Genomic DNA, 25,160 nt, shown 5'->3' with positions numbered 1-25,160 from the left:
TTGTGTATTCTGTACATCTATATCTTTGCCCGTTGAGGCGGTGCTGTGAGGCCCTTTTACGCACTTTTTCTGTTGCTGCTTGTCGGTGTGGTCGCCCATGCCGACACGCCGCTACTGTGGAACCAGCCCGCTAACCCGCAGACCTGTCCGGTTGGCGATGACGCCGTGTGGGTTCAGTATGCGGGCGGCTCGGCCTGTATTCGCTACTTTAGTGCGGGCTCCCTGCAGGATGCGCCGCTGGCACTGGTGATGTTTAAAGGCGATCGGGTATCGCTGATTAAGCGCCCGCCAGACCAGATCCCGGCCAATACAGCCGACGCGCAACGCCGCGAGGCGCAGGCCATTTTTCGTCGAAGCGGGCTACCAACATTGATTGTTGCCCGTCCGGGAACCTATGGTTCCAGCGGCAACCACTATCGCCGCCGCCAGGCAGAAGAATTTCTCGCGCTGAATGCCGCCGTAGATGCCATCAAAGCACGCTACGGTATTGCGCGCTTTATCCTCAGCGGACACAGCGGTGGCGCAACGGCCGCATCGGCGCTGCTCACGTTTGGACGCCGGGATATTGACTGTGCCGTGCTCACCTCCGGCGCATGGGGGCTACTGGAACGGGCCGGGCGTATGCGCAAAGAACGTGGCGAGGCATCAGCCCCGGGCCTGGACGGCACCGGGCTCGCTAACCCGTGGGATCCCCTCGACCACGTAGCGGGTATAGCGAACGATCCCGCACGATTAATCCTGGTGATCGGCAACCGGCAGGATCGTAACACGCCGTTCGATCTGCAAACCCGGTTCGTACAGGCTTTGCGTGAACATGGCCATCAGGTGAAGCAGCTCGAACGCCCCGCCGTCGCGCCGGAATACCATGATTTACAGGGTAATCAGGGGGTTAATGCGATAGCCCTTTGCCCGCACCACGGCACTGCCCTGAATGAGTAAGGATACAACCATGCGCCAGAACCCCCCTCTCCCGCGCAACACTGGCCCCAACACGCCGGGCTGGACCGCCGCAGATCTTACGCAGTTGTTACCCGGCAGCCTCTGGCACAACCGCCCGGATGCCGCCTGGATTGCGGGCGACATCGCCATTTTGCATGACAACACGCCGTATGACCGCCCCTGTCTGTTCGTTGCGATCGACACCGATACCTGGCTGCAAGGCTCAGGTAATACCGGTATTTACGCGGGCTGGAAGGATACGCACACCCTGCTGCCAGAGCAGGCTTCCCGCTACTGCGGCGCGATTGTCCAGCGCAAACTCGCAGGCCTGCCGCCTGACTTTCCGCAACTGGTGGTTGGTGACAGTTATCAGGCGCTTCACTTACTGGCAGAAGAAGCACGGCGGCGATTTAACGGCAAACTGGTGGCCGTCACAGGTACCGTCGGCAAAACCTCGACCAAAGAGATGCTGGAGGCGATCCTGACCGACAACCTGTCTGTGATAGCCAGCCGCGGCAATCACAACACGCGTACCGGCGCCTCCGTCACCCTGGCGCGTGCAGTATCGAACCCACAGGCCGTCGTGATGGAAGTGGCCATCTCCGCGCTCTGGATGCGTAATGGAGGCGTCGGGCATCGCATTAAGCCGCACATCGTTATCATTACCGAAATCGGAATGACCCAGGTGGGCAAGAACGTGACCACCCTGAATGACGTGGCACGCTATAAGGCGCGCATCAGTCATGGTCTTATCCCCGGTGGTTACGCCATTTTGCACCGCGATATGGCCGAGTATGCGACTGTCGCGGCAAGCGTTGAACGCGACGGCGCGCGGATTATCAGTTACGGATTCAACCCGGACGCAGATGTGCGTATCACCGGGATAACACCAGACGACAACGGAAGCAGAGTCACGGTCACTTTTCATAAGCAGGTCGTCAGCTACCGGCTGGCCGTGCCCGGTAACGGTGGCGCGCTCAATTCGGTTGCATCGCTGATTGCCGCCGATCTGCTGGGCGTGAACCTGTCGCAGATTATCGCAGGCCTTGAGGGTTATCGCAGCGATGGTCAGCATCTGTGCATTACCCCGTTGTCCCTGCTCGGCGGCGGGACAGCCACGCTGATTGATGACAGTTACAACGCCGAATATCTTTCCATGCTCAATGCGTTTGCGGTTGCGGCGCAACGTGCCCGTGCTCATGGCGGGCGTGTCATTGCCCTGCTGGGACGCATTGTTAATCTCGGCGATCAGAGCCAGGCCATTCACCGTTCTCTGGCGACGCCATTACTGGAAGCTGGCTGCCAGCACGCCTTTCTGCACGGCGAGGAGATGAAGGCATTATATGAGACACTGCCGGAAGCCACGCGGGGTGGTCATTTTCTGACGGCGCAGGCGCTGGTTGACGCCGCTGCCCCGACGCTGCGCCCCGGCGATATCGTGCTGGTAAAAGGCAGCGTGCGAAACTCGGATTTCAGGCAGGTTGTCAGTCTACTGAAAACCCGACTTGCCGCCCCGCCCGCGCTGCGTAAAGGGCACTCCGCGCGCCTGCTGCTCAACCTCTCGACCGGTGAGCAACGCGTCGCGGAACGGGCCGATAGCCCCTTTGCGTCGCACTATCTCAGCCAGTTACTGCTGACCTGTTGTGTCGCCGATCGCCTGTTAAATAAAAAAACCACCCTGGAGACCGCCATCGCCGTGCGGGAGATCGCGGCGGATATCCTGAAAGGTAACCCGGCGCTGACACTCAAGCAGAGTGACAAACTGACCGTGAAGTCCCTGCTACAGGGAATGTTGCTACATAACGCCTGCGATGCGGCCATTAACCTGGCAGAGCATCTGGCTGGCAGCAGCGCAAAAGCGCTGGCCCAGTTGCAGGAACTGAGCGCCACTATCGGCATGCCGCACACGCATATGAATACCGTCTCCGGTCGCGTGCGCCCAGGGCAGCGCACAGCACTTTTGGATATCGCCAGGCTTGTGCGCCATTTCTACCAGCGCTATCCGCATCTGTTGCCGTGGTTTTGCGAACAAGAAGCCGTCATCGGCGAGCGCATCTATCGCAAAACTGGCAATCTGCACAGTAACGGCAGCGCGTGGGGGCAATTCAGTGCCGGAAACTGGGGTTTTGCGCTGCAATGGTTTTCAGGCGAACTTTGGTTGGCCTGCGCGGCGGGTGCAAACGATGCTTTCCACCTTGATTATCTTCTGGATGAACTGCTGGCGCAGGCCGATACCGCCCATCAACCGGTCGCCTGTGCCCCCAGCGTTCGCCAGATTGACTCACCGACGGCGACCCTGACATTTCTGGGGGATACCTATTTCGGTGAGTGGTACACCGCCCGGCGTAAGGCCCGCGGTATTGATGACGCACTCCAGCGCTACGGCTATGACTATAGTTTTGCGGCTATCGCCCCCCTTCTTCACAACAGCGACATGACGCTTGCCAACTTTGAAGCGGCGCTGACCACCGATCTCAGCGCCAGTCTTGCAGGCCGTAAACCGTTCTGCCTGACAGGCGATCCTGCCGCCTCTGTCGCCGCCCTGCGCAAACAGGGCATCAATGCGGTGGCGCTGGGCAACAATCACGCGATGGACGCCGGGTTACCCGGTCTGTATAGCACGCTGACAGCGTTTCGCGAGGCGGGAATCGCCTGCGTGGGCGCCGGGATAAACGCGCAGCAGGCGCAAGCGCCGCTGGTCGTCACCGTGGGCAAGCGGACGTACAAGATTTTCAGCGCCTACTGGTATCGACGTTATATGGAAGAGGAATGCGCCTTTTATGCCCGCCCTCGCCGCGCGGGCGTCGCCTGTATCAGTGGTGGACTGATTGAACAGCTTCGCAAGGAGAAAGCGAGCGCTCACCCCGCCACGCTGATTGTTCTTGCTCACTGGGGGCTGGACTACCGCTGGACCACCGCCCGGCAGCGCACCCTGGCTAAGCAACTGAGTGATGCCGGTGCCGATCTGATTATTGGCTCCGGGCCGCATATGGCAGGCGAAGCGGCGCAGCAGGATCAAAGCCTGGTGATTTACAGTATCGGTAATGCGGTATTTAACAGTAACGGTGAATATCAGGAGCGCGGCATGCCGGCTTACGGTTTTATCGTTCGTCTGTTAGTGGGTACCCGGCAGCCGCAAATTCAGTTGCTGCCCATCTTTACTGATAATAAAAAGACCTTCTGGCAGCCCCGTCCGGTGAATGAGGTAGAGTTTTCAACGCTGATTACGCATCTGACGCAACAGGGAATGCCTGTTATTTGGGAAGGAGAAACGGGCACGGGCTGGCGTGCGCTGACTGTCGATAATGAATGCAGGCTGGTCATGTCGCTTAGTGAGTGCTTTGGCGAAAGTTAACACCGCTCTGGCATAAAAAACGGCATCTTACACAGTGGATATCCCACTTTTCAGATGCCGTTTACTTATTTTGACCGGATACTTATCGCCTTTTTAACGGGCTATAAGTCCCTAAGGTATTAATTGTGCTGTGATTTCATCGCACTTAGCTTGTAAAAGCTCTCTGTATTTCGGGATCTCTTCAGTCTGGCACTGGAGGACTATGCAATATCCCTCAATCCATACTTTTATATCCTGATTCACAAAGTGGCTTTGAAAAATACGCGCCCATTCGTCACTCGGTACACCTTCAAGTTCGAAATATTTAAGCGCGCCGTTCCCACGTAAACTGCGATGCTCATCCAATCCAATTATTTTCATTTTATTCATCCTTAAGCAAAACCATAGAAATAGTAATGCCTGAAAGATGAACAAATTAAGGAGATTATCAAAATAATATTAAAATAAAACTTAACTCAAACTCTCATATATTAAACCTGAAAATTTCAGTTAATGTGGCGTAATAATATAAGTATCAATCAAGGATAAAGAGATATCACTGACGTGCGCAAAAGAGCAAACGCAGCCAGCCGACGTTTGCTCAAACATAAAGGAGGGTTTTCACATCTGTTCGGTGAACATCGGCAGGCGAATTTACGTCACGCTGCGATACACCGGGACTCGCCGGGTAGTACCCGTCAGGTTGTCAAAGATATCCACTTCCGCCGTGGCGATCGCCATACCGGTTTTTCGCAACCGTTGCACATCGGCAGCAATACGCTGGATCCCAAACCAGAAAAGCCCGTCAAGCGCTGTAACCGGCAGCCCCCTTTCCAGCGCCAGTTTTAGTCGTTCGCGTGGAGCTTTTACCTCTTTTGCGATTTGCTGATAAGGCGTAGCCACTGACCCGGAGGCATCTACCCGCCGGATACGGGTTGAAAGGCGATACTGGAATGTATCCGGTATATCGCTTAAATCGGTTTTCAGGGTATAGACGCAGCCGAAACGTTTACCGTTGAAAATAACGTTTTTCTGACCGATTTGTAGCTCATCACGCAGGCTGGCAATCAACTGCGGCGCGCGAATTAACAATAAGCGAAAAGGAAGCTCAAAGCTGGTCACGTAATCGACGTTGAGCAGCGCAATGCGTAATCGCTCTTCGGCGTTCGCCTGCGTCTGACGGCACTCGTCAAGCGTGTCTGCCCACTGGCGAGCGATACGGGGAGATTCATTCAGTTCGGTGAAGCTATATTTTTCGATTTCATAATCAATCCGATCCACCACTGCGTCTCCCTCATTCCTGCGGATAAGTGTAAGTCTGCCGGGCGGTTATTTTAGCAACGAAGCGGCGTGGTCGAAAGCACTCTTGTTTTAAGATATCCCGACGCCATACCAACAGAAAAACGGGGTATCTGCAGATACCCCGCTCAGGGAGGGACGTTATGACGGGACGGTCAGCGCGCCATTAACGCAAATACACCCCAGCCAAGGAACTCACGCGTCCAGCTAACATGGCGTTTTGGCGCTGCCGTAAGCGTCGCACGAATCTCTGGCGCGAAATCATCATCAGGGTTGGCCTCAAGCCAGCGGCGCATCGTCAGCCACTTCGCTGCTTCATACCGGTCCCACCCTTCCTGGTCTGCCAGTACCATCTCGACGACGTCAAAACCCAGCTCATCAAATGATGCGACAAGCTCAGGTAGCGTATGAAAGTCTGCTATCGCATTGGCGAAACAGGCCTGGGCTACCTCTTCCGTTGGCGGTAGCTGCCGCCAGTAAGGCTCGCCAATAAGGATAATCCCTTCGGGGCGAAGGCTTTTTTGTAACAGCGCGATAGCCCCTGCTACCCCGCCACCAATCCAGGTTGCGCCCACACAGGCGGCCACGTCACATTTTTCATCCGTGACAAAACCTGCCGCATCGCCATGAATAAATGTCACGTTTTCGCTTACACCAAGTTCTTCGCTACGCTGTTTCGCCTGTTCGCTGAAAAGCTGGCTCATATCAACGCCGACGCCGGTGATGGCATAATCGCGTGCCCAGGTACAGAGCATCTCACCCGAACCGCTGCCAAGATCCAGTATGCGCATACCCGGTTTCAGGCGTAGTACCGCACCGAGTGTCGCGAGTTTTTCTGGCGTAAAGGGGTTATGAATGCGGTGTTCGCTTTCGGTAATCGTAAAAATACGGGGGATATCCAATGCAGAAATTCCTTTTACTGTTGATGTAACGACCAATAACCTTAAAGGTTGTGGTGATTAAAATATATCACCTTAACCTAAACGTTATCTCAACAGTACGAAATATCGCCTGCATGTTTCGTGATAATGACTGCATTCATACGCCAAAATGATTAATCTGCCGTGTGAAAAATGCCCGCTCTTTGGAGTGATGTCATGAGATTGTCGCATCCGCCCAGGCGAGAGCTTCCTCCATTGCATCAACAGCCGCCCAGCCTGGAATATTCAGTTTTTTTGCCTGTTGCTGTACCGTTTCCCATTCACAGCGCTCATAATTTTGTACCAGGTTAAGGACGTCATAAAGCGTACCCTGTTTATGCACCAGCGCATTGCGAACGGATAAAGGAAGTGTTATTTGCTCGAAAATTTCCTCAAGCGGGGTTTCCAGCATGGCATCCAGTAATGAAAATAATCCGCATAAAAATGCCTCCTGCGCACAACACGTTGAATGTGTACGCGCAACAATGATTTCGCAGAATTTTGCTCTGGACAGAGAAAGATGATAAAGCTCGTTAGTGTCTTTATTAGAGAGATTGGCCAGGCAAACCAGCGAAACAAAGCGAGTTAATTCACTTCGCCCCAAATAGATAGCAATTTTTTTGAGCGTTAAGTGGTCGACAGCGCTTATGCCACTAACGCGATGCACAATATTTTTGGCATATTTTAAGATCTTGTAAGTCAACGATAAATCATGTTCAAGTATACGTCCGATTTTATCAAAATCTAACTCTGGCGCGTTAACTTCGCTCATCAACTGGAAGAGGTGTGCAGCTTTGTGTGGCAGGCGTTTGCTCTGAATAATTTCCGGCTTACTGTAAAAATAACCTTGAAACAAATGGAAGCCCTGGTCTTTATATTTTTTAAACTCGTCATATGTTTCGATTTTTTCCGCCAGCAGATTTTTTGTTTTTAACTGCAACGCATGACGTTTCAGAAATCCATTGATTTCTTCAAACGAATTTGCCTTAACGTCAAATTTCAGGATAGTTATATAGGGTAAAAAACGATCCCACGCCTCGTCCATCGCAAAATCATCTAATGCCAGCGTATAGCCTGAGGCGAAGAGATAGCGCACGGCCTCGAACAGCGCATCATCAGGGACAGCATCTTCCAATATTTCAATGACGACGCGTTCGCGAGGTAAGATGTCAGCCATCCCCTGAACAATCATTTGATAGGGGAAATTAATATAAGAGATGTTCTCCCCTACAAAGCGAAAGGTTGGGATACCCAGGAACTGGTCGGAGATCATCTGGCTGGTCGCATAATCGGCCGGTACGTTTGGAAAATAGTTATTCATTCCAGAACGAAAAAGGAGCTCATAGGCTACGGTATGCAAGTCACGATCGAATATCGGCTGTCTGGCAACGAAAGAGTCCATAGCTTCCCCCTAAGTATCCATTAGATTAAGTGAACCAGAAATTAAATTTAACTTTAATCCGATTGTTCATTTATTTAATTGAGTTATTTGAAAGATACTTATTCTCGCGTAGCCATGATCAGGCTAAGTAAATTTCCCCCAGGCGTTCAGTTTCAGAGAATACAATTAGCCTGCAAACCAAATTCCATAAAAATTATGCAAATCCATTTTAATAGCAAATTATTATCATCTCATTCACTGCCAGTTAAACTTATAAATGATGTTATACGCAGTTTTATGGCAAAAATGAGAGACATCGCAATTTTTGAAGTGATAATAATGAAGGCATACCTCACAAATACAGATTTGTTGTTCGGTAAAAAGCACTGTTTTCAGGCCGGTGATGCATACCTCTTGAAAAGACACTCCCACTGACAATGCTGTACCGAATCGCCTGTCCATTCGCAGTGGCGAGCACAAAACGTGCGACCGATCACAAAATAACCTTGTAATTCAACGGTCAAATTACAGGTTTCAATCCTGTGACAACGCGTCGCTCAACGGGCATTTATTCCGCAAAGAAATTAATCTGTCGCCAAAGCCCGACACTCTGTAAGTTGCGGAAAGTATTTAAAAAAATGCCCCTTGTAAGGCGCAAAATTTAGGCGTACATTAGCCCCGTCTGATGCGAGATGCATCAAGAATTCTGAGATGGAGCTGTGGCCGAAAGGGAGAAAATTCCCATTTTCAATTTGGCGTAGTTTCACCTCTCTATACTCAGTCCTGATCTGGTCATGAATGCATACGTATGTATGCGGAGCGATGAAGCGTGAAATATTTCTTTATGGGCATTTCGGTGATGGTCATTGTTTGGGCCGGTACATTTGCCCTGATGATCTGAGCAACGTTCGTAGAACGAAAAGAAGAACAGGAGCCATTTGGCTCCTGTTTTCATTTGTGAAAAGGCCTGTGTGCCCAGGCTTACTGCTCTGTGTCTTCCGCCGTGGATTTTGTGGTAGCGGGAAGCAGACCATCGGCGCGGAACATCGCTTTGATGCCCCTTACCGCCTGACGAATACGATCGCGGTTTTCAATCAGGGCAAAACGCACATGCGTATCGCCATAATCACCAAACCCGATGCCAGGCGACACGCAAACTTTGGCATCCTGTAGCAGCTTCTTAGCAAATTCCAGCGACCCCATGGCGGCATAAGGTTCAGGGATTTTCGCCCAGACGTACATTGACGCCTTTGGCATTTCGACCATCCATCCGGCTTCATGCAGGCCTTTTACCAGCACATCGCGGCGGCGCTTATACTGTGCGGCAATATCGTGCACGCACTGCTGGTCGCCTTCGAGCGCGGCGATGGCTGCCACCTGCAGCGGCGTAAAGGTGCCGTAGTCGTGGTAGCTTTTAATACGCGCGAGCGCATTCACCAGCGTTTTATTGCCGACCATAAAGCCGATACGCCATCCCGCCATGTTGTAGCTTTTTGAGAGCGTAAAGAACTCAACCGCCACGTCGCGAGCACCGGGAACCTGCATGATCGACGGCGCTTTCCAACCGTCATAGACGATATCCGCATAGGCCAGGTCGTGAACGACCAGCACATCGTAGCGTTTTGCCAGAGCGACCACTTTTTCAAAGAACTCCAGTTCTACGCACTGCGCGGTAGGGTTGGAGGGGAAGCCCAGAATCATCATCTTCGGTTTAGGGTAGCTTTCGCGGATCGCGCGCTCCAGCTCATTGAAGAAATCAACGCCTTCCACCAGCGGCACAGAACGCACCTGAGCACCGGCAATCACCGCACCGTAAATGTGAATTGGGTAGCTAGGATTGGGCACCAGAACCGTGTCGCCATGATCCAGGGTTGCCAGCATCAGATGCGCCAGCCCCTCTTTTGAACCGATGGTGACGATCGCTTCGCTTTCCGGATCGATATCGACCTGATAGCGATCCTGATACCAGCGTGAAATGGCACGGCGCAAACGCGGAATGCCGCGCGACGTGGAATAACCGTGCGTGTCCGGGCGCTGAGCAACAGTACAGAGTTTTTCAACGATATGGGCCGGTGTCGGACCGTCAGGATTACCCATGCTGAAATCGATAATATCTTCGCCGCGCCGACGCGCAGCCATTTTCAGTTCAGCCGTGATATTGAAAACATAAGGGGGGAGACGATCGATACGCGTAAAACGGCGTTCAGGACTGAATTCAGCCATAACTTCCTCAGATTAACGTTAGCGCCCGGACCGTCCGAGCGACGCCGCCACGGTTGTGGCGTTTCCTGAACATAGCCTGAAAAAAAACCTGCTGTCGAGAGGAAATGTGAAAAAATTTTACGTCTAAAAAAGGGGAAGCCAAAAAAAATGCGCAAAACAAAACCCTGGCAACAAGAGAAAATATACACCCTCAAATTTAACAAGCTGATATCAATGAAGTTACGTTCTAATAAGGCATTTTTTCACATGTGGCGAAACATCTTCCGACCGGTATCAATCCCCTTTTAAGGAAGGGGGTTTTCCTCATTGCCAAATACGCGCACCTGACTGGTCATTGGCGGCGATGTTTTTTATCATAGCTTTTTCACGCCTTTTACATGAGCCTTCCCGTGCACGAAATATTCAACATGCTGCTGGCGGTATTTGATCGCGCGGCGCTGATGCTGATCTGCCTTTTCTTTCTGATCCGTATCCGCCTGTTCCGCGAGTTACTGCATAAAACGGCGCACACGCCAAAAGAGCTGCTCGCCGTCACGGCTATCTTCTCAATGTTTGCGCTGTTCAGCACCTGGTCTGGCGTACCGGTCGAAGGCTCGCTGGTGAATGTGCGCATTATTGCGGTGATGTCCGGCGGCATTTTATTTGGCCCCTGGGTGGGCATTATTACCGGCGTTATCGCCGGGATACACCGCTATCTGATTGATATCGGCGGCGTAACAGCCGTACCCTGCCTGATTACCAGTATTATTGCCGGTGTTCTCTCTGGCTGGATAAATCGCAAAATCCCTAAGCAAAAGCACTGGAGCGTGGGCATCATCGCCGGGATGTTGTGCGAAACCCTGACCATGACGCTGGTGGTACTTTGGGCGCCGTCGACCGCACTGGGCCTGGATATCGTATCGAAAATTGGCGTGCCGATGATTCTGGGTAGCGTCTGTGTGGGCTTTATCGTTTTGCTGGTACAAAGCGTGGAAGGTGAAAAAGAAGCCATTGCCGGACGTCAGGCCAAACTGGCGCTGGATATCGCCAATAAAACCCTGCCGCTGTTTCGCAACGTCAATAGCGAATCCCTGCGCCAGGTATGCGACATCATTCGCCGCGATATTAATGCCGACGCCGTGGCCATCACCAACGCCGACCATGTGCTGGTGTATGTCGGCGTGGGCGAAGACAACTACCGGGACAGCGACGATATCATTAGCCCGACAACACGCCAGGCAATTGATACCGGGGAGATCATCATTAAAAATAATGATGAAGCCCACAGAACGCCGCAGATCCACTCAATGCTGGTGATCCCGCTATGGGAAAAGGGGATCGTCACCGGCACGCTTAAAATCTATTATTGCCATGCGCATCAAATCACCTCCTCGCTGCAGGAGATGGCGGTTGGTCTGTCGCAAATTATCTCTACGCAACTGGAAGTTTCCCGTGCCGAGCAGCTACGTGAGATGGCCAATAAAGCGGAACTGCGCGCATTGCAAAGCAAGATTAACCCACACTTTCTTTTTAACGCCCTCAATGCGATTTCATCCTCTATCCGTCTTAATCCGGACACCGCCCGTCAGTTGATTTTCAATCTGTCGCGCTACCTGCGCTATAACATTGAATTAAAAGACGATGAGCAGATTGATATCAAAAAAGAGCTCTATCAAATCAAAGACTATATCGCCATTGAACAGGCCCGTTTTGGCGACAAGTTGACGGTCATTTATGACATTGATGAAGAGGTGAGCTGTGTTATTCCCAGCCTGCTGATTCAGCCGCTGGTTGAAAATGCCATTGTTCACGGTATTCAGCCCTGTAAAGGAAAAGGGGTAGTGACCATCAGCGTGGCGGAGTGCGGCAACCGCGTGCGTATTGCCGTACGCGATACGGGGAACGGCATTGCGCCCGAGATGATCGCCCGTGTGGAAGCCGACGAAATGCCGGGTAATAAAATCGGTTTGCTCAATGTCCACCAGCGCGTGAAGTTACTGTATGGCGAGGGGCTGCATATCCGCCGCCTGACGCCGGGTACCGAAATTGCGTTTTATGTGCCCTTGCACACCACACCTGTGACCACGCCGGCCACGCAGTTGCCTTAACGGGGGAAGTGAATGAAGGTCATCATTGTTGAAGATGAATTCCTGGCGCAACAGGAGTTGAGCTGGCTTATCAAAACGCACAGCCAGATGGACATTGTGGGTACATTTGAGGACGGTCTCGACGTGCTGAAATATTTACAGCACAACAAAGTGGACGCCATTTTCCTTGATATCAACATCCCGTCCCTGGACGGAGTCCTTCTGGCGCAAAATATCAGTCAGTTCGCCCATAAACCGTTTATCGTGTTCATTACCGCCTGGAAAGAGCATGCGGTAGAAGCATTCGAACTGGAAGCGTTTGACTATATTCTCAAACCGTATCAGGAATCGCGCATTATTAGCATGTTGCAAAAGCTGGAAACAGCCTGGCAGCAACAAACCGGCACCAGTGCCAGCCCTGCCCCACGCGAGAATGCGACAATCAACCTGGTGAAAGATGAACGCATCATCGTCACCAGTATTCACGATATCTATTACGCAGAAGCGCATGAAAAGATGACGTTTGTCTACACCAAACGTGAATCCTATGTCATGCCAATGAATATTACGGAGTTTTGCAGCAAGCTCCCGGCGGCGCACTTTTTCCGCTGCCATCGCTCCTACTGCGTCAATCTGGATAAAATTCGCGAAATTGAGCCCTGGTTCAATAACACCTATATCGTGCGGCTGAGAGACCTGGATTTCCAGGTCCCCGTCAGCCGCAGTAAGGTAAAAGAATTCAGGCAGTTAATGCATCTTTAGAGATAATACCCCAGCGACTGGCGCAGGTGCGCGCCGGCGCCGAGCAGGCCTGGGTTATCATGCGTGATCAGGAAGACCGGGATGTCTTGTACGTAGGATTTAAAGCGACCTTTATCTTCAAAACCACCGCGGAAACCGGAGGCGGTAAAGAAATCCAGGAAGCGCGGCACGATACCGCCCGCGATATAGACACCGCCAAACGTACCGAGATTGAGCGCCAGGTTGCCGCCAAAACGCCCCATAATGACGCAAAACAGCGACAGCGCGCGGCGACAATCGATACAGCTATCCGCCAGGGCACGTTCGGTGACATCTTTCGGTTGCAGGTTTTCCGGCAGCCGTCCGTCCGATTTCACGATTGCGCGGTACAAATTGACCAGCCCCGGACCGGACAGAACACGCTCGGCAGACACATGGCCGATCTCCGCGCGCAGCTCCTCCAGAATAATGCCCTCTTCTTCGCTGTTCGGCGCAAAATCCACGTGTCCGCCTTCACCCGGCAGGCTGACCCAGCGCTTATCGACATGCACCAGATGTGATACGCCAAGGCCCGTGCCCGCGCCATAGACCGCGATTGGCTTGCCCTCAACCGGCTCACCGCCGCCGAACTGAGTCAGATGCTCTGGTTTCAGCATCGGCACCGCCATAGAGACAGCGGTGAAATCGTTAATGATTTCCAGATGTGCGAAGCCAAGGTTTTTTTTCATCTCTGCGATAGAGAAAGCCCAGGTGTGGTTGGTCATCGCCACCCAGTCACCGGTAATAGGGCAAGCGATGGCGATACAGCCATCTTTTACCTCTGCCTTATGCTCATCGAGGTACACGCGTACCACCGCCTCAAGGCTGGGATAATCAAGGCCTGAATAGGTTTTGGCCTGGGAGATGGCTCCGCTACTGAGATCGCAGAGCGCTAATCGTGCGTTCGTGCCGCCCACGTCCCCTACTAAAGCATATTTTGTCATTCTTTTACGGCTCCGCTAAAGTCAGAATAAATCTTTGGCACACTGTAAATTCAAGGCGCTGTAACGACAACGAACATAGCATGAGTGCCCCGGGATTATCGATCTTCGTCACAAATTAACGTAACGGTTTCAGCAATATCTGCACTCGCCGGATATTTTCCACGAGCGTGCTGTGACCTCTGTGCTCAGTTAAAAGGAAATGAACATGCTCCATCCGCGAGCCCGAACGATGCTGCTACTGGCGCTTCCCGCGCTGATTATCGGTGTCGCATCCAGTCTGGTGTTATTGCTGGTCATGAAAGTGGCCGCCGTTCTGCAATTGATACTGTGGAATGGGCTGCCTTATCGTCTGGGTTTTACCCCTGACTCCCCTTTCTGGGTGATTATGATGCTGACCCTGACCGGGCTGGCGGTCGGCCTGGTGATTCGTTACAGCGCCGGACACGGCGGCCCGGATCCGGCAACCGAGCCGCTGATTGGCGCACCTGTACATGTCTCTGCCCTGCCCGGCCTGCTGGTTGCCCTGGTACTTGGCCTGGCCGGTGGCGTGAGCCTTGGGCCGGAGCATCCTATTATGGTGCTCAATATTGCCCTGGCTGTGGCACTGGGTGGAAAATTGTTCCCGCGCGTTGCCCCTCTCGACTGGACTATTCTCGCCTCTGCCGGAACCATTGGCGCACTGTTTGGCACCCCCGTGGCAGCCGCGCTGATTTTCTCCCAGACACTGAATTCAAATACTGACCTGCCGCTATGGGACCGCCTGTTCGCCCCGCTGATGGCCGCCGCCGCAGGCGCCCTGACCACCGGGCTGTTTTTCCATCCCCACTTCGCTCTGCCTGTTGCGCATTATCCGCAAATGCATCTGGTCGATATCATCAGCGGTGCGGTCGTCTGCGCCATCGCGATTGCGCTGGGGATGGTAGCGGTCTGGTGCCTGCCACGTTTGCACCAGTTGATGCATCGCCTGAAAAGCCCGGTACTGATGCTCGGGATCGGCGGCTTTATTCTGGGCGTGCTCGGCGTTATTGGCGGCAATATAACCCTGTTTAAAGGGCTGGATGAGATGCAGCAAATGGCGTTCGCGCAGACCTTTACCGTAACGGATTATCTGCTATTCGCAGTGATAAAACTGGCGGCGCTGGTGGTTGCGGCGGCCTGTGGTTTTCGCGGCGGGCGCATCTTCCCGGCGGTGTTTGTTGGCGTCGCTCTCGGCCTGATGCTGCATGAACATGTCAACGCCGTCCCGGCAGCAATCACTATCTCGTGTGCCATTCTCGGCATGGTGCTGGTCGTTACCCGCGATGCCTGGTTGAGCCTGTTTATGGCTGCCGCCGTGGTGCCGGATACCAGTCTGCTGCCCCTGTTATGCATTGTGATGTTACCCGCCTGGCTGCTGCTGGCAGGAAAGCCGGTAATGATCGCACCACGCAAAAAATAGTGCGTAACGGCAGAATTTAGCAGAGGAAATCAGCGAGAACCGGCAAGCTGGTGTAAGCTCGAAGACCACGTGTGTAAACGTATACACTGACATTAAGGGCATATGTATGGTTTATCTGGCCTCCGGGGATCGCTATCAGAAAATGGAATTTCGCCGCTGCGGTGACAGTGGGATTAAGCTTCCGGCAATCTCACTTGGACTGTGGCATAACTTTGGCGATGCCACACTCATTGAAAATAGCCGTCAGCTACTCAGACATGCTTTCGATTTGGGGATAACCCATTTCGATATCGCCAATAACTACGGGCCGCCTCCCGGCTCTGCCGAGCGCAATTTTGGTCGTCTGCTACAGGAAGATTTTCTGCCTTATCGGGATGAACTGATCATCTCGACCAAAGCAGGCTATACCATGTGGGATGGCCCCTATGGGGACTGGGGTTCACGCAAATACCTGATTGCCAGCCTCGATCAAAGCCTGCGCCGGATGGGGCTCGATTATGTCGATATCTTCTATCACCACCGTCCGGACCCAGAAACGCCGCTGAAAGAGACCATGCGGGCGCTGGACCACGTTGTCCGCCAGGGCAAGGCGCTGTATGTCGGTCTGTCGAATTACCCGGCCGATTTGGCGCGCCAGGCCATTGAGATACTCAATGATCTGGGCACGCCCTGCCTTATCCATCAGCCCAAATATTCGATGTTCGAGCGTTGGGTGGAAGACGAGCTGTTGACTGTGCTGCAACAAGAAGGGGTCGGCAGCATTGCGTTTTCGCCGCTGGCAGGCGGACAGCTTACCGACCGTTATCTGAATGGTATTCCGGCAGATTCACGCGCCGCCAGCGGTAGCCGTTTCCTCAATCCCGATCAGATTACGGATGAAAAGCTGGCAAAAGTCCGCAAGCTGAATGATCTGGCGATTGCCCGTGGGCAAAAATTATCGCAAATGGCGCTGGCATGGGTTCTGCGCGGGGACAAGGTGACCTCCGTGCTGATTGGCGCCAGTAAAACCAGCCAGCTCGATGACGCCGTTGGCATGCTGGCTAATCGCCAGTTCAGCGAAGCGGAATGCGCCAACATTGACGCGATCCTGAACAGCGCAAAATAACAGCGCTTTTAGCAAAAAGTGCTGTCACTATGGATTTAGGAGTTCCGCCGAAGATGCGGGCATAAACGTTACATAATATTGCTGCAACAGACCCGATCGTGAAGGAGAAAACTATGTTCAGGTCACTGATTCTCGCAGCAGTATTAATGGCATGTGCCCCGCTGGTCGCTAACGCTGGCGAAATAACACTGCTGCCTTCTGTAAAATTGCAAATTGGCGATCGCGACAATTACGGCAATTATTGGGACGGCGGACGCTGGCGCGACCGCGACTACTGGCATCGTAATTACGAATGGCGTGACCATCGCTGGCGTATGCATGACCGTGGCTACCACCGTGGCTGGGATAAACGTGATGCTTACGAACGTGGTTACCGTGAAGGCTGGAATGATCGCGATGATCGTCGCGGCCCGGGACGTGGTCACGGCCATGGTCACTGGCGTTAACAAACAGGCTATAAGCAAAAAGGAGCGCATGCGCTCCTTTTTCTTTGCCAATATTTAGCGTTATACCCCTAAAGCGGTTCCCACCAGCAGCCAGCCATTTAGCGCCACCACCAGGATCACAATCAGCCAGCCAACGCGCTTGACCGTCGGCGTATTCACCAGTTCCCCCATTAACCCGCGGTCACTGGTAAAGATCAGCAATGGCACCAGCGCCAGGGCGATGCCGAAACTGAGCAGTACCTGGCTCATCACCAGAATGCGTGTGGGATCAAGCCCCATCAGGATAACGACAAACGATGGCATCATGGTGATGGTCCGGCGTACCCATAATGGAATGTGGAAACGCACAAACCCCTGCATCACCACCTGCCCGGCCAGCGTCCCTACCACGGTGGAAGAAAGCCCGGCAGCCACCAGGCTCAGGCCAAACACGGTAGCCGCCGCATGACTGAGCAGCGGTTCAAGCGTTAAATAGGCTTCGTCCAAATCGGCAATGCCGGTATGACCATTGAAGTGAAATGCGGCAGCGGCAGTCGCCATCATCGCCAGATTGACGAAACCGGCGATAGTCATCGCGATACCCACATCCCATTTGGTCGCGGAATACCGCTCGCGGCGCGTTCCCTCATGCAGATACTGGGTCAATGAGGAGTGCAGGTAAATCACGTGCGGCATGATTGTTGCCCCTAACACACCGGCGGCAAGGAACACGGCTTCGGTACCCGGCAGGCTTGGGATCAAGATGCCTTTACTGAGCGGAGCCAGTTCAGGACGTGAGAAAACCAGCTCAACAATATAAGCCGCCGCAACAAACAGCAGCAGCCCGCCAATGACTTTTTCCAGCGGTTTCTGCCCGCGGCGTTGCAGCATCAGAATTAAAAAAGTGGCAATACCGGTCAGTACCGCACCTTGTAACAGCGACACGCCGAGTATCAGCTTAAAACCGATGGCGGCGCCGATAAACTCGGCAAGGTCCGTGGCCATGGCGATAATTTCCGCCTGTACCCAGTAGAACCAGACCAACGGACGCGGGTAATGGTCGCGAATTTGTTCTGCGAGGTTCTTACCCGTAGCAATCCCTAATTTTGCTGACAGCAGTTGAATCAGCATGGCCATCAGGTTCGCCCAGACAACCACCCACAGCAGTTGGTAACCGAAGCTGGCCCCGGCCTGAATATTAGTGGCGAAGTTACCCGGATCGATATACCCGATCGCCGCAATGAACGCAGGTCCCATTAACGCGAGCTTTAACTTGCGCGCTGCACGTCCACTGCTACTCTCAACGCGACTGTTGTTCATTTCTTGCCCCTAAATATAGCCTTTGCTATGTTTCATGCTACCAAAATGAGAATGATTATCAAGTTCATTTAGAGTAGATTCGATTGATTTCTTCGATAGTCAGAAACGATGACGGGCCGGATGTTTTTAAGACAGGGACGATGGGATGCAAATCACACCGTCTTGTTAAGAGTTTAGCATTACAGTGCAACTTTTCATTCTTTTACTTAACATAACAGAAATGTATGGCGGATCACTATTTTTGAGTCTGGTCACAGGTCATTAATATACTGTGTGTTTGATCTCGTTTTCTTTCCGCTTGTTACATAGAATGTGCACGAAATTTCTACCCGTCTCATATTTGGAGCAAATATGTCCCGCGTTCTGCACTTTGTTCTGGCGCTTGCCGTTGTGGCGCTGCTTGCATTACTTGTAAGCAGTGACCGCAAAAAAATCCGCATTCGCTTTGTTGTCCAACTGCTCGTGATCGAAGTCTTGCTTGCCTGGTTCTTCCTGAACTCTGACGTGGGTCTGGGTTTTGTGAAAGGCTTCTCCGAGATGTTTGAAAAACTGCTCGGATTTGCCAACGAAGGGACAAACTTCGTCTTCGGCAAAATGAACGATCAAGGCCTGGCATTCTTCTTCCTGAAAGTGCTCTGCCCGATTGTCTTCATTTCTGCGCTGATCGGTATCCTGCAACACATCCGCGTACTGCCAATTATTATTCGCGCTATCGGTACCGTCCTGTCCAAAATCAACGGCATGGGTAAACTGGAATCGTTTAACGCAGTCAGCTCCTTGATTCTGGGTCAGTCTGAAAACTTCATCGCTTACAAAGATATCCTCGGAAAAATGTCCCGCAACCGCATGTACACCATGGCGGCTACCGCGATGTCTACCGTTTCGATGTCAATTGTTGGCGCGTACATGACCATGCTGCAGCCGAAATATGTGGTCGCAGCGCTGGTTCTGAACATGTTCAGCACCTTTATCGTGCTGTCCCTGATCAACCCGTACCGCGTTGATGAGAGCGAAGAAAACCTGCAGATGTCTAACCTGCATGAAGGACAGAGCTTCTTCGAAATGCTGGGCGAGTATATTCTGGCGGGCTTTAAAGTCGCGATTATCGTTGCGGCGATGCTGATCGGCTTTATCGCTCTGATTTCTGGGCTGAACGCCCTGTTCGCTGCCATCCTCGGCATCTCCTTCCAGGGGATTCTGGGCTACATCTTCTACCCGATTGCCTGGGTAATGGGTGTACCGTCCTCAGAAGCGCTGCAGGTGGGCAGTATCATGGCAACCAAACTGGTTTCCAATGAATTCGTGGCGATGATGGATCTGCAGAAAATCGCATCCAGCCTGTCTCCGCGTGCGGAAGGCATCCTGTCTGTCTTCCTGGTTTCCTTCGCTAACTTCTCTTCTATCGGTATTATCGCCGGTGCGATCAAAGGCCTGAACGAAGAGCAAGGCAACGTGGTTTCCCGCTTTGGTCTGAAACTGGTTTACGGTTCAACGCTGGTGAGCGTCCTGTCCGCCTCTATCGCGGCACTGGTACTGTAATTCAGATAAACCGGGGGCAACCCCGGTTTATTTCTTCCCCGCCGCAAATAACGGCTGCGCTTTCCCCGTTAATATCCCTTGCAGATAGTCCCGATGCGTTCATTAACAATGCGCGCTATTTCCTGGTCTCGGCAAATTCCCCAATCACTGTTTTTACCAGCGTAATATTCATAAACCCATAATTGCAGCTAAACCTGGAAAGAATGTACATGAGGAGACAAAACGGAGAAATAAAAAACCCCCGCCGTAGCGAGGGTTCGAATTTTGGTGGAGCTAAGCGGGATCGAACCGCTGACCTCTTGCATGCCATGCAAGCGCTCTCCCAGCTGAGCTATAGCCCCACAATGTTCTTTACGCACCAAATCACCTGGGTGGAGGATTTGGTGGAGCTAAGCGGGATCGAACCGCTGACCTCTTGCATGCCATGCAAGCGCTCTCCCAGCTGAGCTATAGCCCCATCGCGTAAAGCGTGTCGTGTTGACGGGCGGCATAATATGAATTCCCTCGCCAGGTGTCAACGGCAAAATTATCTGGTCGCAATCAATCGCTGAAAAAGCATGCAAATGAAAGACATTGCGAAACATCTCGCAGCCAGTAGTTAAACATGTCACATTTTCGCATAAAATGATGCTATAACATTATTCACTAATTATCCCTACAACCACTCTGGAAATAACATGCTCAAGGAACGAATGACCCCGGAAGAGCTCGCGAAGCTTACCGGTTACAGCCGCCAGACCATCAATAAATGGGTGCGTAAAGAAGGCTGGGTCACTTCCCCTAAACCAGGCGTACAGGGTGGAAAAGCCCGGCTGGTGCATGTTAATGAGCAGGTCCGTGAATTTATCCGCAATGCCCAACGCTCGGCCCATGAAATAACGTTCTCTTCTCTTACTGCTAAAGATCCTACTCTGGAAACACTGCTTCTGACGCTGGCCAAAGAGATGACAATGCCCGAACAGAAACAGCTTTCCTCATTGTTACTTCGCGACGGCATTACCGGTTTGCTGTCTCGTCTGGGTATTCGTGAACAGAAATAAGATGAAACTACCTGATAAAATGACGACTGAGGAATTGGCGGATTTTCTCGGCGTGGCAAAACAGACGGTGAATCGTTGGATCCGCGAGCAAAAATGGTCAACGGAAAATTTGCCCGGCGTAAAAGGCGGTCGTGCGCGTCTTATCCATATCGATAAAAATGTTCGTCATTTCATTATGAAAACACCCACCATGCGCCAACGCCACTCCCCGGCCTCGCTGGCTGAGCCCTTTCCACACTATGAAGCGGATAAACAGACCTCGGCGCTTTTGAAAATTAATGGCGTGCTGCAAAACATGACGCCGCTTGAGCAAGAACGGCTGGTGGTGTTACTCGCGCGCGAAGGAATTCAGGGTTTTCTACAAAGACTTGGCATTACAGCGATAGATGCGGAGTAAAAAAAACGGCAGGTAAAACCTGCCGTTTTCGTTTTATGTGCCGTCTTACTGCTGACTTTCGCGCTCAGCAATAAAATCCAGCGCTTTATTGATACGCTCAATGCTACGGGATTTACCAATCGCATGTACGGTAACGTCCAGCGCAGGAGACTGCCCTGCCCCCGTTACGGCGACGCGCAGAGGCATACCGACTTTCCCCATCCCTACTTCCAGCTCATCAGCCGTTGCCTGGATCGCGTGGTGCACGTTTTCCGCAGTCCAGTCAGCCAGCGCGGCGAGTTTATCGCGCACCACTTCCAGCGGTTGACGTGCGACCGGACGCAGGTGTTTTTTCGCGGCATCAGCATCAAACTCAGCGAAATCTTCATAGAAGTAACGGCAGCTTGCCGCAATTTCTTTTAGCGTTTTGCAACGCTCGCCCAGCAGTTTCACCAGATCCGCCAGTTGCGGGCCGTTGCGGGTGTCGATATTTTCCTGCTCAATGTGCCACTGCAAATGGGTCGCCACATACTCAGGCGCCAGGGTGTTGATATAGTGGTGGTTCAGCCACAGCAGTTTATCGGTATTAAACGCACTCGCAGATTTGCTCACCGCGCCAAGTGAGAACAGCTTGATCATCTCTTCACGGGAGAAAATCTCCTGATCGCCGCTCGACCAGCCCAGACGGACAAGGTAGTTCAGCAACGCTTCCGGCAGGTAGCCATCGTCACGATACTGCATCACGCTGACCGCGCCATGACGTTTGGAGAGCTTTTTACCGTCATCACCGTTAATCATGGATACATGCGCATAAACCGGCACCGGGGCATTCAGTGCTTTCAGGATGTTGATCTGACGCGGTGTGTTGTTGATATGGTCTTCACCACGGATCACATGTGTGATCTGCATATCCCAGTCGTCGACAACTACGCAGAAGTTATAGGTCGGAGATCCATCTGTACGACGAATAATCAGATCGTCCAGTTCCTGGTTGCTGAATTCGATCGGCCCGCGGATCTGGTCGTCAAAAATAACGGAACCGTCCTGCGGGTTAGCAAAACGAACAACGCATGGCTCATCCGCGGCATGATGTTCGTGACTATGGCGACAGCGACCGTCATAACGCGGTTTTTCACCTTTCGCCATCTGCTCTTCACGCAACGCTTCAAGACGCTCTTTGGAGCAATAGCATTTATAAGCAGTGCCCGCTTCCAGCATCTCATCAATAACCGCGTTGTAGCGATCAAAACGTTTGGTCTGGAAATACGGACCTTCGTCCCATTCCAGATTCAGCCAGTTCATACCATCCATGATGGCTTCAATAGCTTCTGGCGTTGAGCGCTCAAGATCGGTGTCTTCAATACGCAGCACGAACTCACCATCGTGGTTACGTGCAAAAAGCCAGGAGTAAAGAGCAGTACGCGCACCGCCGACGTGCAGATAGCCAGTCGGGCTTGGCGCGAAGCGAGTTTTGATTTTCATGAAAAGGCCTTACGTTTGATAAATATGCCGACAACCGGCAAATCCTGGAAATTGAGGTCGCAATATTCTATCACTGTGGGGTGATTCCTCAATGTTGTTGCCACAATCACAAGCGTCTATATGTATTTTGTATATAAATCATGCGCCCACGCTCGATTCAACAGCGGTTTGTTTAATTTTACGACGAACGAACAATTTCTTTTGAAAATGCGTTGACTCATTTTCAACTCTCCCTATAATGCGACTCCACACAGCGGGGGTGATTAGCTCAGCTGGGAGAGCACCTCCCTTACAAGGAGGGGGTCGGCGGTTCGATCCCGTCATCACCCACCACTACTTAGGTAGTCTCCGCCGTGTAATGTAAGAAATTGAGAAGTGGGTGATTAGCTCAGCTGGGAGAGCACCTCCCTTACAAGGAGGGGGTCGGCGGTTCGATCCCGTCATCACCCACCACTTTCTCGCCAGCTGGATTTCTTACAACAATATGAAGTACCGAAGTGGGTGATTAGCTCAGCTGGGAGAGCACCTCCCTTACAAGGAGGGGGTCGGCGGTTCGATCCCGTCATCACCCACCACTTCGGGTCGTTAGCTCAGTTGGTAGAGCAGTTGACTTTTAATCAATTGGTCGCAGGTTCGAATCCTGCACGACCCACCAATGTAAAAAAGCGCCCTAAAGGCGCTTTTTTGCTATCTGCAATATAAAAGATTCGAACCTGCAGCAGGTTCGAGTCGAACGAAGTGAGACAACGGAGCCGCCTGCGGCGACGGCCCGAAGGGCGAGGCAAAGCCGAGTCATCCTGCACGACCCACCAATGTAAAAATGGCGCTGGCGGCGCTTTTTTGCTATCTGCGATATACCATTCTTCTTCCGACACGTATTTTGTTCCTTACTCTCTGCCCAGGAACAGGAAAGAATAAAAACCATTAAACTCGCCCTACCTGGCAAGATAATAAACCCTTTAAAAACACCAAAAAGCCAGTCGAAAAAACCAACTTATCCCATATAGTAAAAACAATAAAACCATTAAGTTATCTGCAGGCAGGTCTGATAACGCTTTGCCATAATTTATGCTTAATATAGAGATATAATACCCTGAGCGCGGCACGGATCCGCATGTGCCAGCGGTATTTTTCCACCGTTAATGGTGTTTTGGGCTAGAGAGGAGAGAAAAATGACAACAATTCAGGCAACCACATCAACTGTGATTTCCAGCAGCATCAGCGGTGGCAAAAGCAGCACCAGTAGCACCGGCGGCTCGTCTTCCTCAAACAGCGATATTGCTTCGCAGATCAGCAACATTATGCAGCAAATCTCTAAATTGAGTCAGCAATTGAAAGATCTCGCGACATCAGGCAGTGCCGATGCTGACAGCCAGAAACAACGGGAGCTGCTACAGGCTGAGATCAAGCAGTTACAAGCGCAACTGGCCCAACTGGAATACAAACAGGCAGAGGAAGCGCAGAAAAAAAATGACGAAAAACAGAGCCAGTTCGCTGTTAAACCAGAAGGTGTTAACACCCCTTCTGACAACAACCAGATCGATATTTACATCTGATGGAATAGCGGGTCGTCTTCCCGGGCCTGGTTCAAACACCGGGCCTGTTCACGCACCACATCCCATATCGCCTGCGCGGCTCCCGAAAGCGAACGATTTTTTCGCTGCACCAGCATGATCTTACGCTTAATCTCTGGCTTTAAGCGTTTCACACACAGTTGGCTCCCCTGCGGCAACGGTAACGCCAGCGCGGGCATGATGCTAATCCCAATCCCCGCTTCTACCATAGGAAATAACGTGGCCGGATGCCCTATCTCCTGAACGATAGCGGCTGTGATGCCAAATTGTGCCAGGGCGGCATCAATTAATGGACGGCTGCCCGAAGCGTAGTCCTGAACCACAAGACGTGAATCTTGCAGTGCTGACCAGGGTATGGTTTGCGATGTCGCCCAGGCGTGATCGTGACGACAGAGCAAAAAGAACGGCTCTTCCAGGATCTCTTCACACTGCAAATCACTCACCGGACCGGGATCGATAACGATGCCAAAGTCCACTTCACCATGGCGAATACTCTCCAGTACCCACTGTTGTGGCCGATCATGCAGCATAAAGTCGATCTCCGGATAGAGACGGTTACTCTGCGCAATACATTGCGGAATCAAATGAGCCGAAATCGTCTGACTTGCCGCCACGCGCACTGTACCGGATAGTTGCTGGCCCACACGTCCGGCGTCACGTAACGTGTCATTCAGTTCTTCAAGCAGTCTTTCCAGTCTGGCTGCGAGCTGCTGCCCGGCTTCTGTCAGCACCACTTCACGCGTAGTACGATCGAGTAATCGGACTCCGGTCTGCAGCTCCAGCTCTTTTACGCTGTGGCTCACTGCCGATTGGCTTAACCCAATAATATCCCCTGCCCGGCTGAAACTTCTGGCATGTGCTACCGTGACAAAGACACGAAGCTGTCGCAACGAATAATTCATCTAATAAATTCATATATTGATTCAATAAATTAATTTTATTTCTCAAAACAAAAAACGCAAACTGTTGGCACCG

Annotated in this window: 21 protein-coding genes, 6 tRNA genes and 1 other RNA gene; 17 read left to right on the top strand and 11 right to left on the bottom strand. The window is 52.2% G+C overall.

All coding sequences use genetic code 11. The features are described 5' to 3' along the window. The first annotated feature begins 45 nt into the window (after window positions 1–45). Entirely contained in the window at window positions 46–939 is an 894-nt protein-coding gene (locus tag MRY16398_RS07645; protein WP_232034387.1) for an alpha/beta hydrolase family protein, read from the top strand. A gap of 10 nt (window positions 940–949) precedes the next feature. Next, complete coding sequence (locus MRY16398_RS07640; protein WP_172600629.1) at window positions 950–4,294, top strand: CapA family protein; 3,345 nt, start codon at window positions 950–952, stop codon at window positions 4,292–4,294. A 111-nt stretch (window positions 4,295–4,405) separates the two neighbouring features. Here the strand turns inward: MRY16398_RS07640 and MRY16398_RS07635 are convergent, their stop codons facing one another. From MRY16398_RS07635 to MRY16398_RS07620, 4 genes are all read right to left on the bottom strand, one after another. Then, a complete protein-coding gene (locus MRY16398_RS07635) occupies window positions 4,406–4,654 on the bottom strand; it encodes a hypothetical protein (protein ID WP_039079762.1) in 249 nt (82 codons plus the stop codon). A gap of 273 nt (window positions 4,655–4,927) precedes the next feature. Beyond that, entirely contained in the window at window positions 4,928–5,557 is a 630-nt protein-coding gene (locus MRY16398_RS07630) for an ECs1377 family protein (RefSeq protein ID WP_125124108.1), read from the bottom strand. A gap of 170 nt (window positions 5,558–5,727) precedes the next feature. Beyond that, the gene (locus MRY16398_RS07625; protein ID WP_125124107.1) at window positions 5,728–6,474 is read right to left on the bottom strand and encodes an SAM-dependent methyltransferase; all 747 of its coding nucleotides are present in this window, start codon (window positions 6,472–6,474) and stop codon (window positions 5,728–5,730) included. 193 nt (window positions 6,475–6,667) lie between these two features. Then, window positions 6,668–7,894: an EAL and HDOD domain-containing protein gene (locus MRY16398_RS07620; RefSeq protein ID WP_125124106.1), complete on the bottom strand. Its 1,227-nt coding sequence runs from the start codon at window positions 7,892–7,894 to the stop codon at window positions 6,668–6,670. A gap of 808 nt (window positions 7,895–8,702) precedes the next feature. Here MRY16398_RS07620 and ypdK point away from each other — a divergent pair. Continuing rightward, entirely contained in the window at window positions 8,703–8,774 is a 72-nt protein-coding gene (gene ypdK / locus MRY16398_RS07615) for a membrane protein YpdK (protein ID WP_099458783.1), read from the top strand. 80 nt (window positions 8,775–8,854) lie between these two features. Here the strand turns inward: ypdK and alaC are convergent, their stop codons facing one another. Continuing rightward, complete coding sequence (gene alaC, locus MRY16398_RS07610) at window positions 8,855–10,096, bottom strand: alanine transaminase (RefSeq protein ID WP_039079758.1); 1,242 nt, start codon at window positions 10,094–10,096, stop codon at window positions 8,855–8,857. 389 nt (window positions 10,097–10,485) lie between these two features. Between alaC and MRY16398_RS07605 the strand changes: the two genes are divergently transcribed. Then, window positions 10,486–12,183, top strand: a complete 1,698-nt coding sequence (locus MRY16398_RS07605; protein WP_125124105.1) for a sensor histidine kinase — start codon at window positions 10,486–10,488, stop codon at window positions 12,181–12,183. A 12-nt stretch (window positions 12,184–12,195) separates the two neighbouring features. Then, entirely contained in the window at window positions 12,196–12,924 is a 729-nt protein-coding gene (locus tag MRY16398_RS07600) for a LytR/AlgR family response regulator transcription factor (RefSeq protein ID WP_039079756.1), read from the top strand. Here MRY16398_RS07600 and glk read toward each other — a convergent pair. Beyond that, a complete protein-coding gene (gene glk, locus MRY16398_RS07595; protein WP_039079755.1) occupies window positions 12,921–13,886 on the bottom strand; it encodes a glucokinase in 966 nt (321 codons plus the stop codon). The two genes, MRY16398_RS07600 and glk, sit on opposite strands and share 4 nt — an antisense overlap. A 205-nt stretch (window positions 13,887–14,091) precedes the next feature. Between glk and MRY16398_RS07590 the strand changes: the two genes are divergently transcribed. From MRY16398_RS07590 to ypeC, 3 genes are all read left to right on the top strand, one after another. Beyond that, complete coding sequence (locus MRY16398_RS07590; RefSeq protein WP_039079754.1) at window positions 14,092–15,324, top strand: ion channel protein; 1,233 nt, start codon at window positions 14,092–14,094, stop codon at window positions 15,322–15,324. Between the two features lie 106 nt (window positions 15,325–15,430). Beyond that, window positions 15,431–16,429, top strand: coding sequence for an L-glyceraldehyde 3-phosphate reductase (gene mgrA, locus MRY16398_RS07585; RefSeq protein ID WP_079496195.1), 999 nt, complete (start codon window positions 15,431–15,433; stop codon window positions 16,427–16,429). Between the two features lie 113 nt (window positions 16,430–16,542). Then, window positions 16,543–16,875: a DUF2502 domain-containing protein YpeC gene (ypeC, locus tag MRY16398_RS07580; protein ID WP_039079752.1), complete on the top strand. Its 333-nt coding sequence runs from the start codon at window positions 16,543–16,545 to the stop codon at window positions 16,873–16,875. Window positions 16,876–16,935: 60 nt separating this feature from the next. On the opposite strand, the gene MRY16398_RS07575 is transcribed toward ypeC, so the two are convergent. Then, entirely contained in the window at window positions 16,936–18,174 is a 1,239-nt protein-coding gene (locus MRY16398_RS07575; protein ID WP_039079751.1) for an Nramp family divalent metal transporter, read from the bottom strand. A 351-nt stretch (window positions 18,175–18,525) separates the two neighbouring features. Between MRY16398_RS07575 and MRY16398_RS07570 the strand changes: the two genes are divergently transcribed. Beyond that, the gene (locus MRY16398_RS07570) at window positions 18,526–19,713 is read left to right on the top strand and encodes a NupC/NupG family nucleoside CNT transporter (protein ID WP_039079750.1); all 1,188 of its coding nucleotides are present in this window, start codon (window positions 18,526–18,528) and stop codon (window positions 19,711–19,713) included. A 265-nt stretch (window positions 19,714–19,978) separates the two neighbouring features. On the opposite strand, the gene MRY16398_RS07565 is transcribed toward MRY16398_RS07570, so the two are convergent. Both MRY16398_RS07565 and MRY16398_RS07560 read right to left on the bottom strand, forming a co-directional pair. Next, window positions 19,979–20,054, bottom strand: a tRNA-Ala gene (locus tag MRY16398_RS07565). A 40-nt stretch (window positions 20,055–20,094) separates the two neighbouring features. Next, window positions 20,095–20,170: transfer RNA gene (locus MRY16398_RS07560), tRNA-Ala, on the bottom strand. Between the two features lie 220 nt (window positions 20,171–20,390). Here MRY16398_RS07560 and MRY16398_RS07555 point away from each other — a divergent pair. Together MRY16398_RS07555 and MRY16398_RS07550 are read left to right on the top strand one after the other, a co-directional pair. Further along, window positions 20,391–20,753 carry a YfeC-like transcriptional regulator gene (locus MRY16398_RS07555; RefSeq protein ID WP_039079749.1) on the top strand — a complete coding sequence of 121 codons (363 nt, stop codon included), beginning with the start codon at window positions 20,391–20,393 and terminating at the stop codon, window positions 20,751–20,753. Window position 20,754: 1 nt separating this feature from the next. Beyond that, the gene (locus tag MRY16398_RS07550) at window positions 20,755–21,150 is read left to right on the top strand and encodes a YfeC-like transcriptional regulator (protein ID WP_079496194.1); all 396 of its coding nucleotides are present in this window, start codon (window positions 20,755–20,757) and stop codon (window positions 21,148–21,150) included. Window positions 21,151–21,195: 45 nt separating this feature from the next. Here the strand turns inward: MRY16398_RS07550 and gltX are convergent, their stop codons facing one another. Next, complete coding sequence (gltX, locus tag MRY16398_RS07545; protein WP_107224722.1) at window positions 21,196–22,611, bottom strand: glutamate--tRNA ligase; 1,416 nt, start codon at window positions 22,609–22,611, stop codon at window positions 21,196–21,198. A 257-nt stretch (window positions 22,612–22,868) separates the two neighbouring features. Here gltX and MRY16398_RS07540 point away from each other — a divergent pair. The 6 genes from MRY16398_RS07540 to MRY16398_RS07515 all read left to right on the top strand — a co-directional run bounded on the left by MRY16398_RS07540 (window position 22,869) and on the right by MRY16398_RS07515 (window position 24,167). Then, window positions 22,869–22,944 (top strand) — tRNA-Val (locus tag MRY16398_RS07540). Between the two features lie 44 nt (window positions 22,945–22,988). Beyond that, window positions 22,989–23,064 (top strand) — tRNA-Val (locus tag MRY16398_RS07535). Between the two features lie 46 nt (window positions 23,065–23,110). Continuing rightward, a tRNA-Val gene (locus MRY16398_RS07530) sits at window positions 23,111–23,186 on the top strand. 4 nt (window positions 23,187–23,190) lie between these two features. Next, window positions 23,191–23,266: transfer RNA gene (locus MRY16398_RS07525), tRNA-Lys, on the top strand. A gap of 29 nt (window positions 23,267–23,295) precedes the next feature. Continuing rightward, window positions 23,296–23,423: non-coding RNA, RtT sRNA (locus tag MRY16398_RS07520), on the top strand. Window positions 23,424–23,783: 360 nt separating this feature from the next. Further along, a complete protein-coding gene (locus MRY16398_RS07515; RefSeq protein WP_125124104.1) occupies window positions 23,784–24,167 on the top strand; it encodes a FlxA-like family protein in 384 nt (127 codons plus the stop codon). Here MRY16398_RS07515 and MRY16398_RS07510 read toward each other — a convergent pair. Then, a complete protein-coding gene (locus MRY16398_RS07510) occupies window positions 24,158–25,087 on the bottom strand; it encodes a LysR family transcriptional regulator (protein WP_107223184.1) in 930 nt (309 codons plus the stop codon). The genes MRY16398_RS07515 and MRY16398_RS07510 overlap by 10 nt on opposite strands. Window positions 25,088–25,160: the final 73 nt, after the last annotated feature.

The organism is Phytobacter sp. MRY16-398, assembly GCF_003925915.1.
Classification (GTDB): Bacteria; Pseudomonadota; Gammaproteobacteria; order Enterobacterales; family Enterobacteriaceae; genus Phytobacter; species Phytobacter diazotrophicus.
Note: the sequence above shows the minus strand (reverse complement) of the source record. Positions and strands in the feature narration are given on the sequence as shown.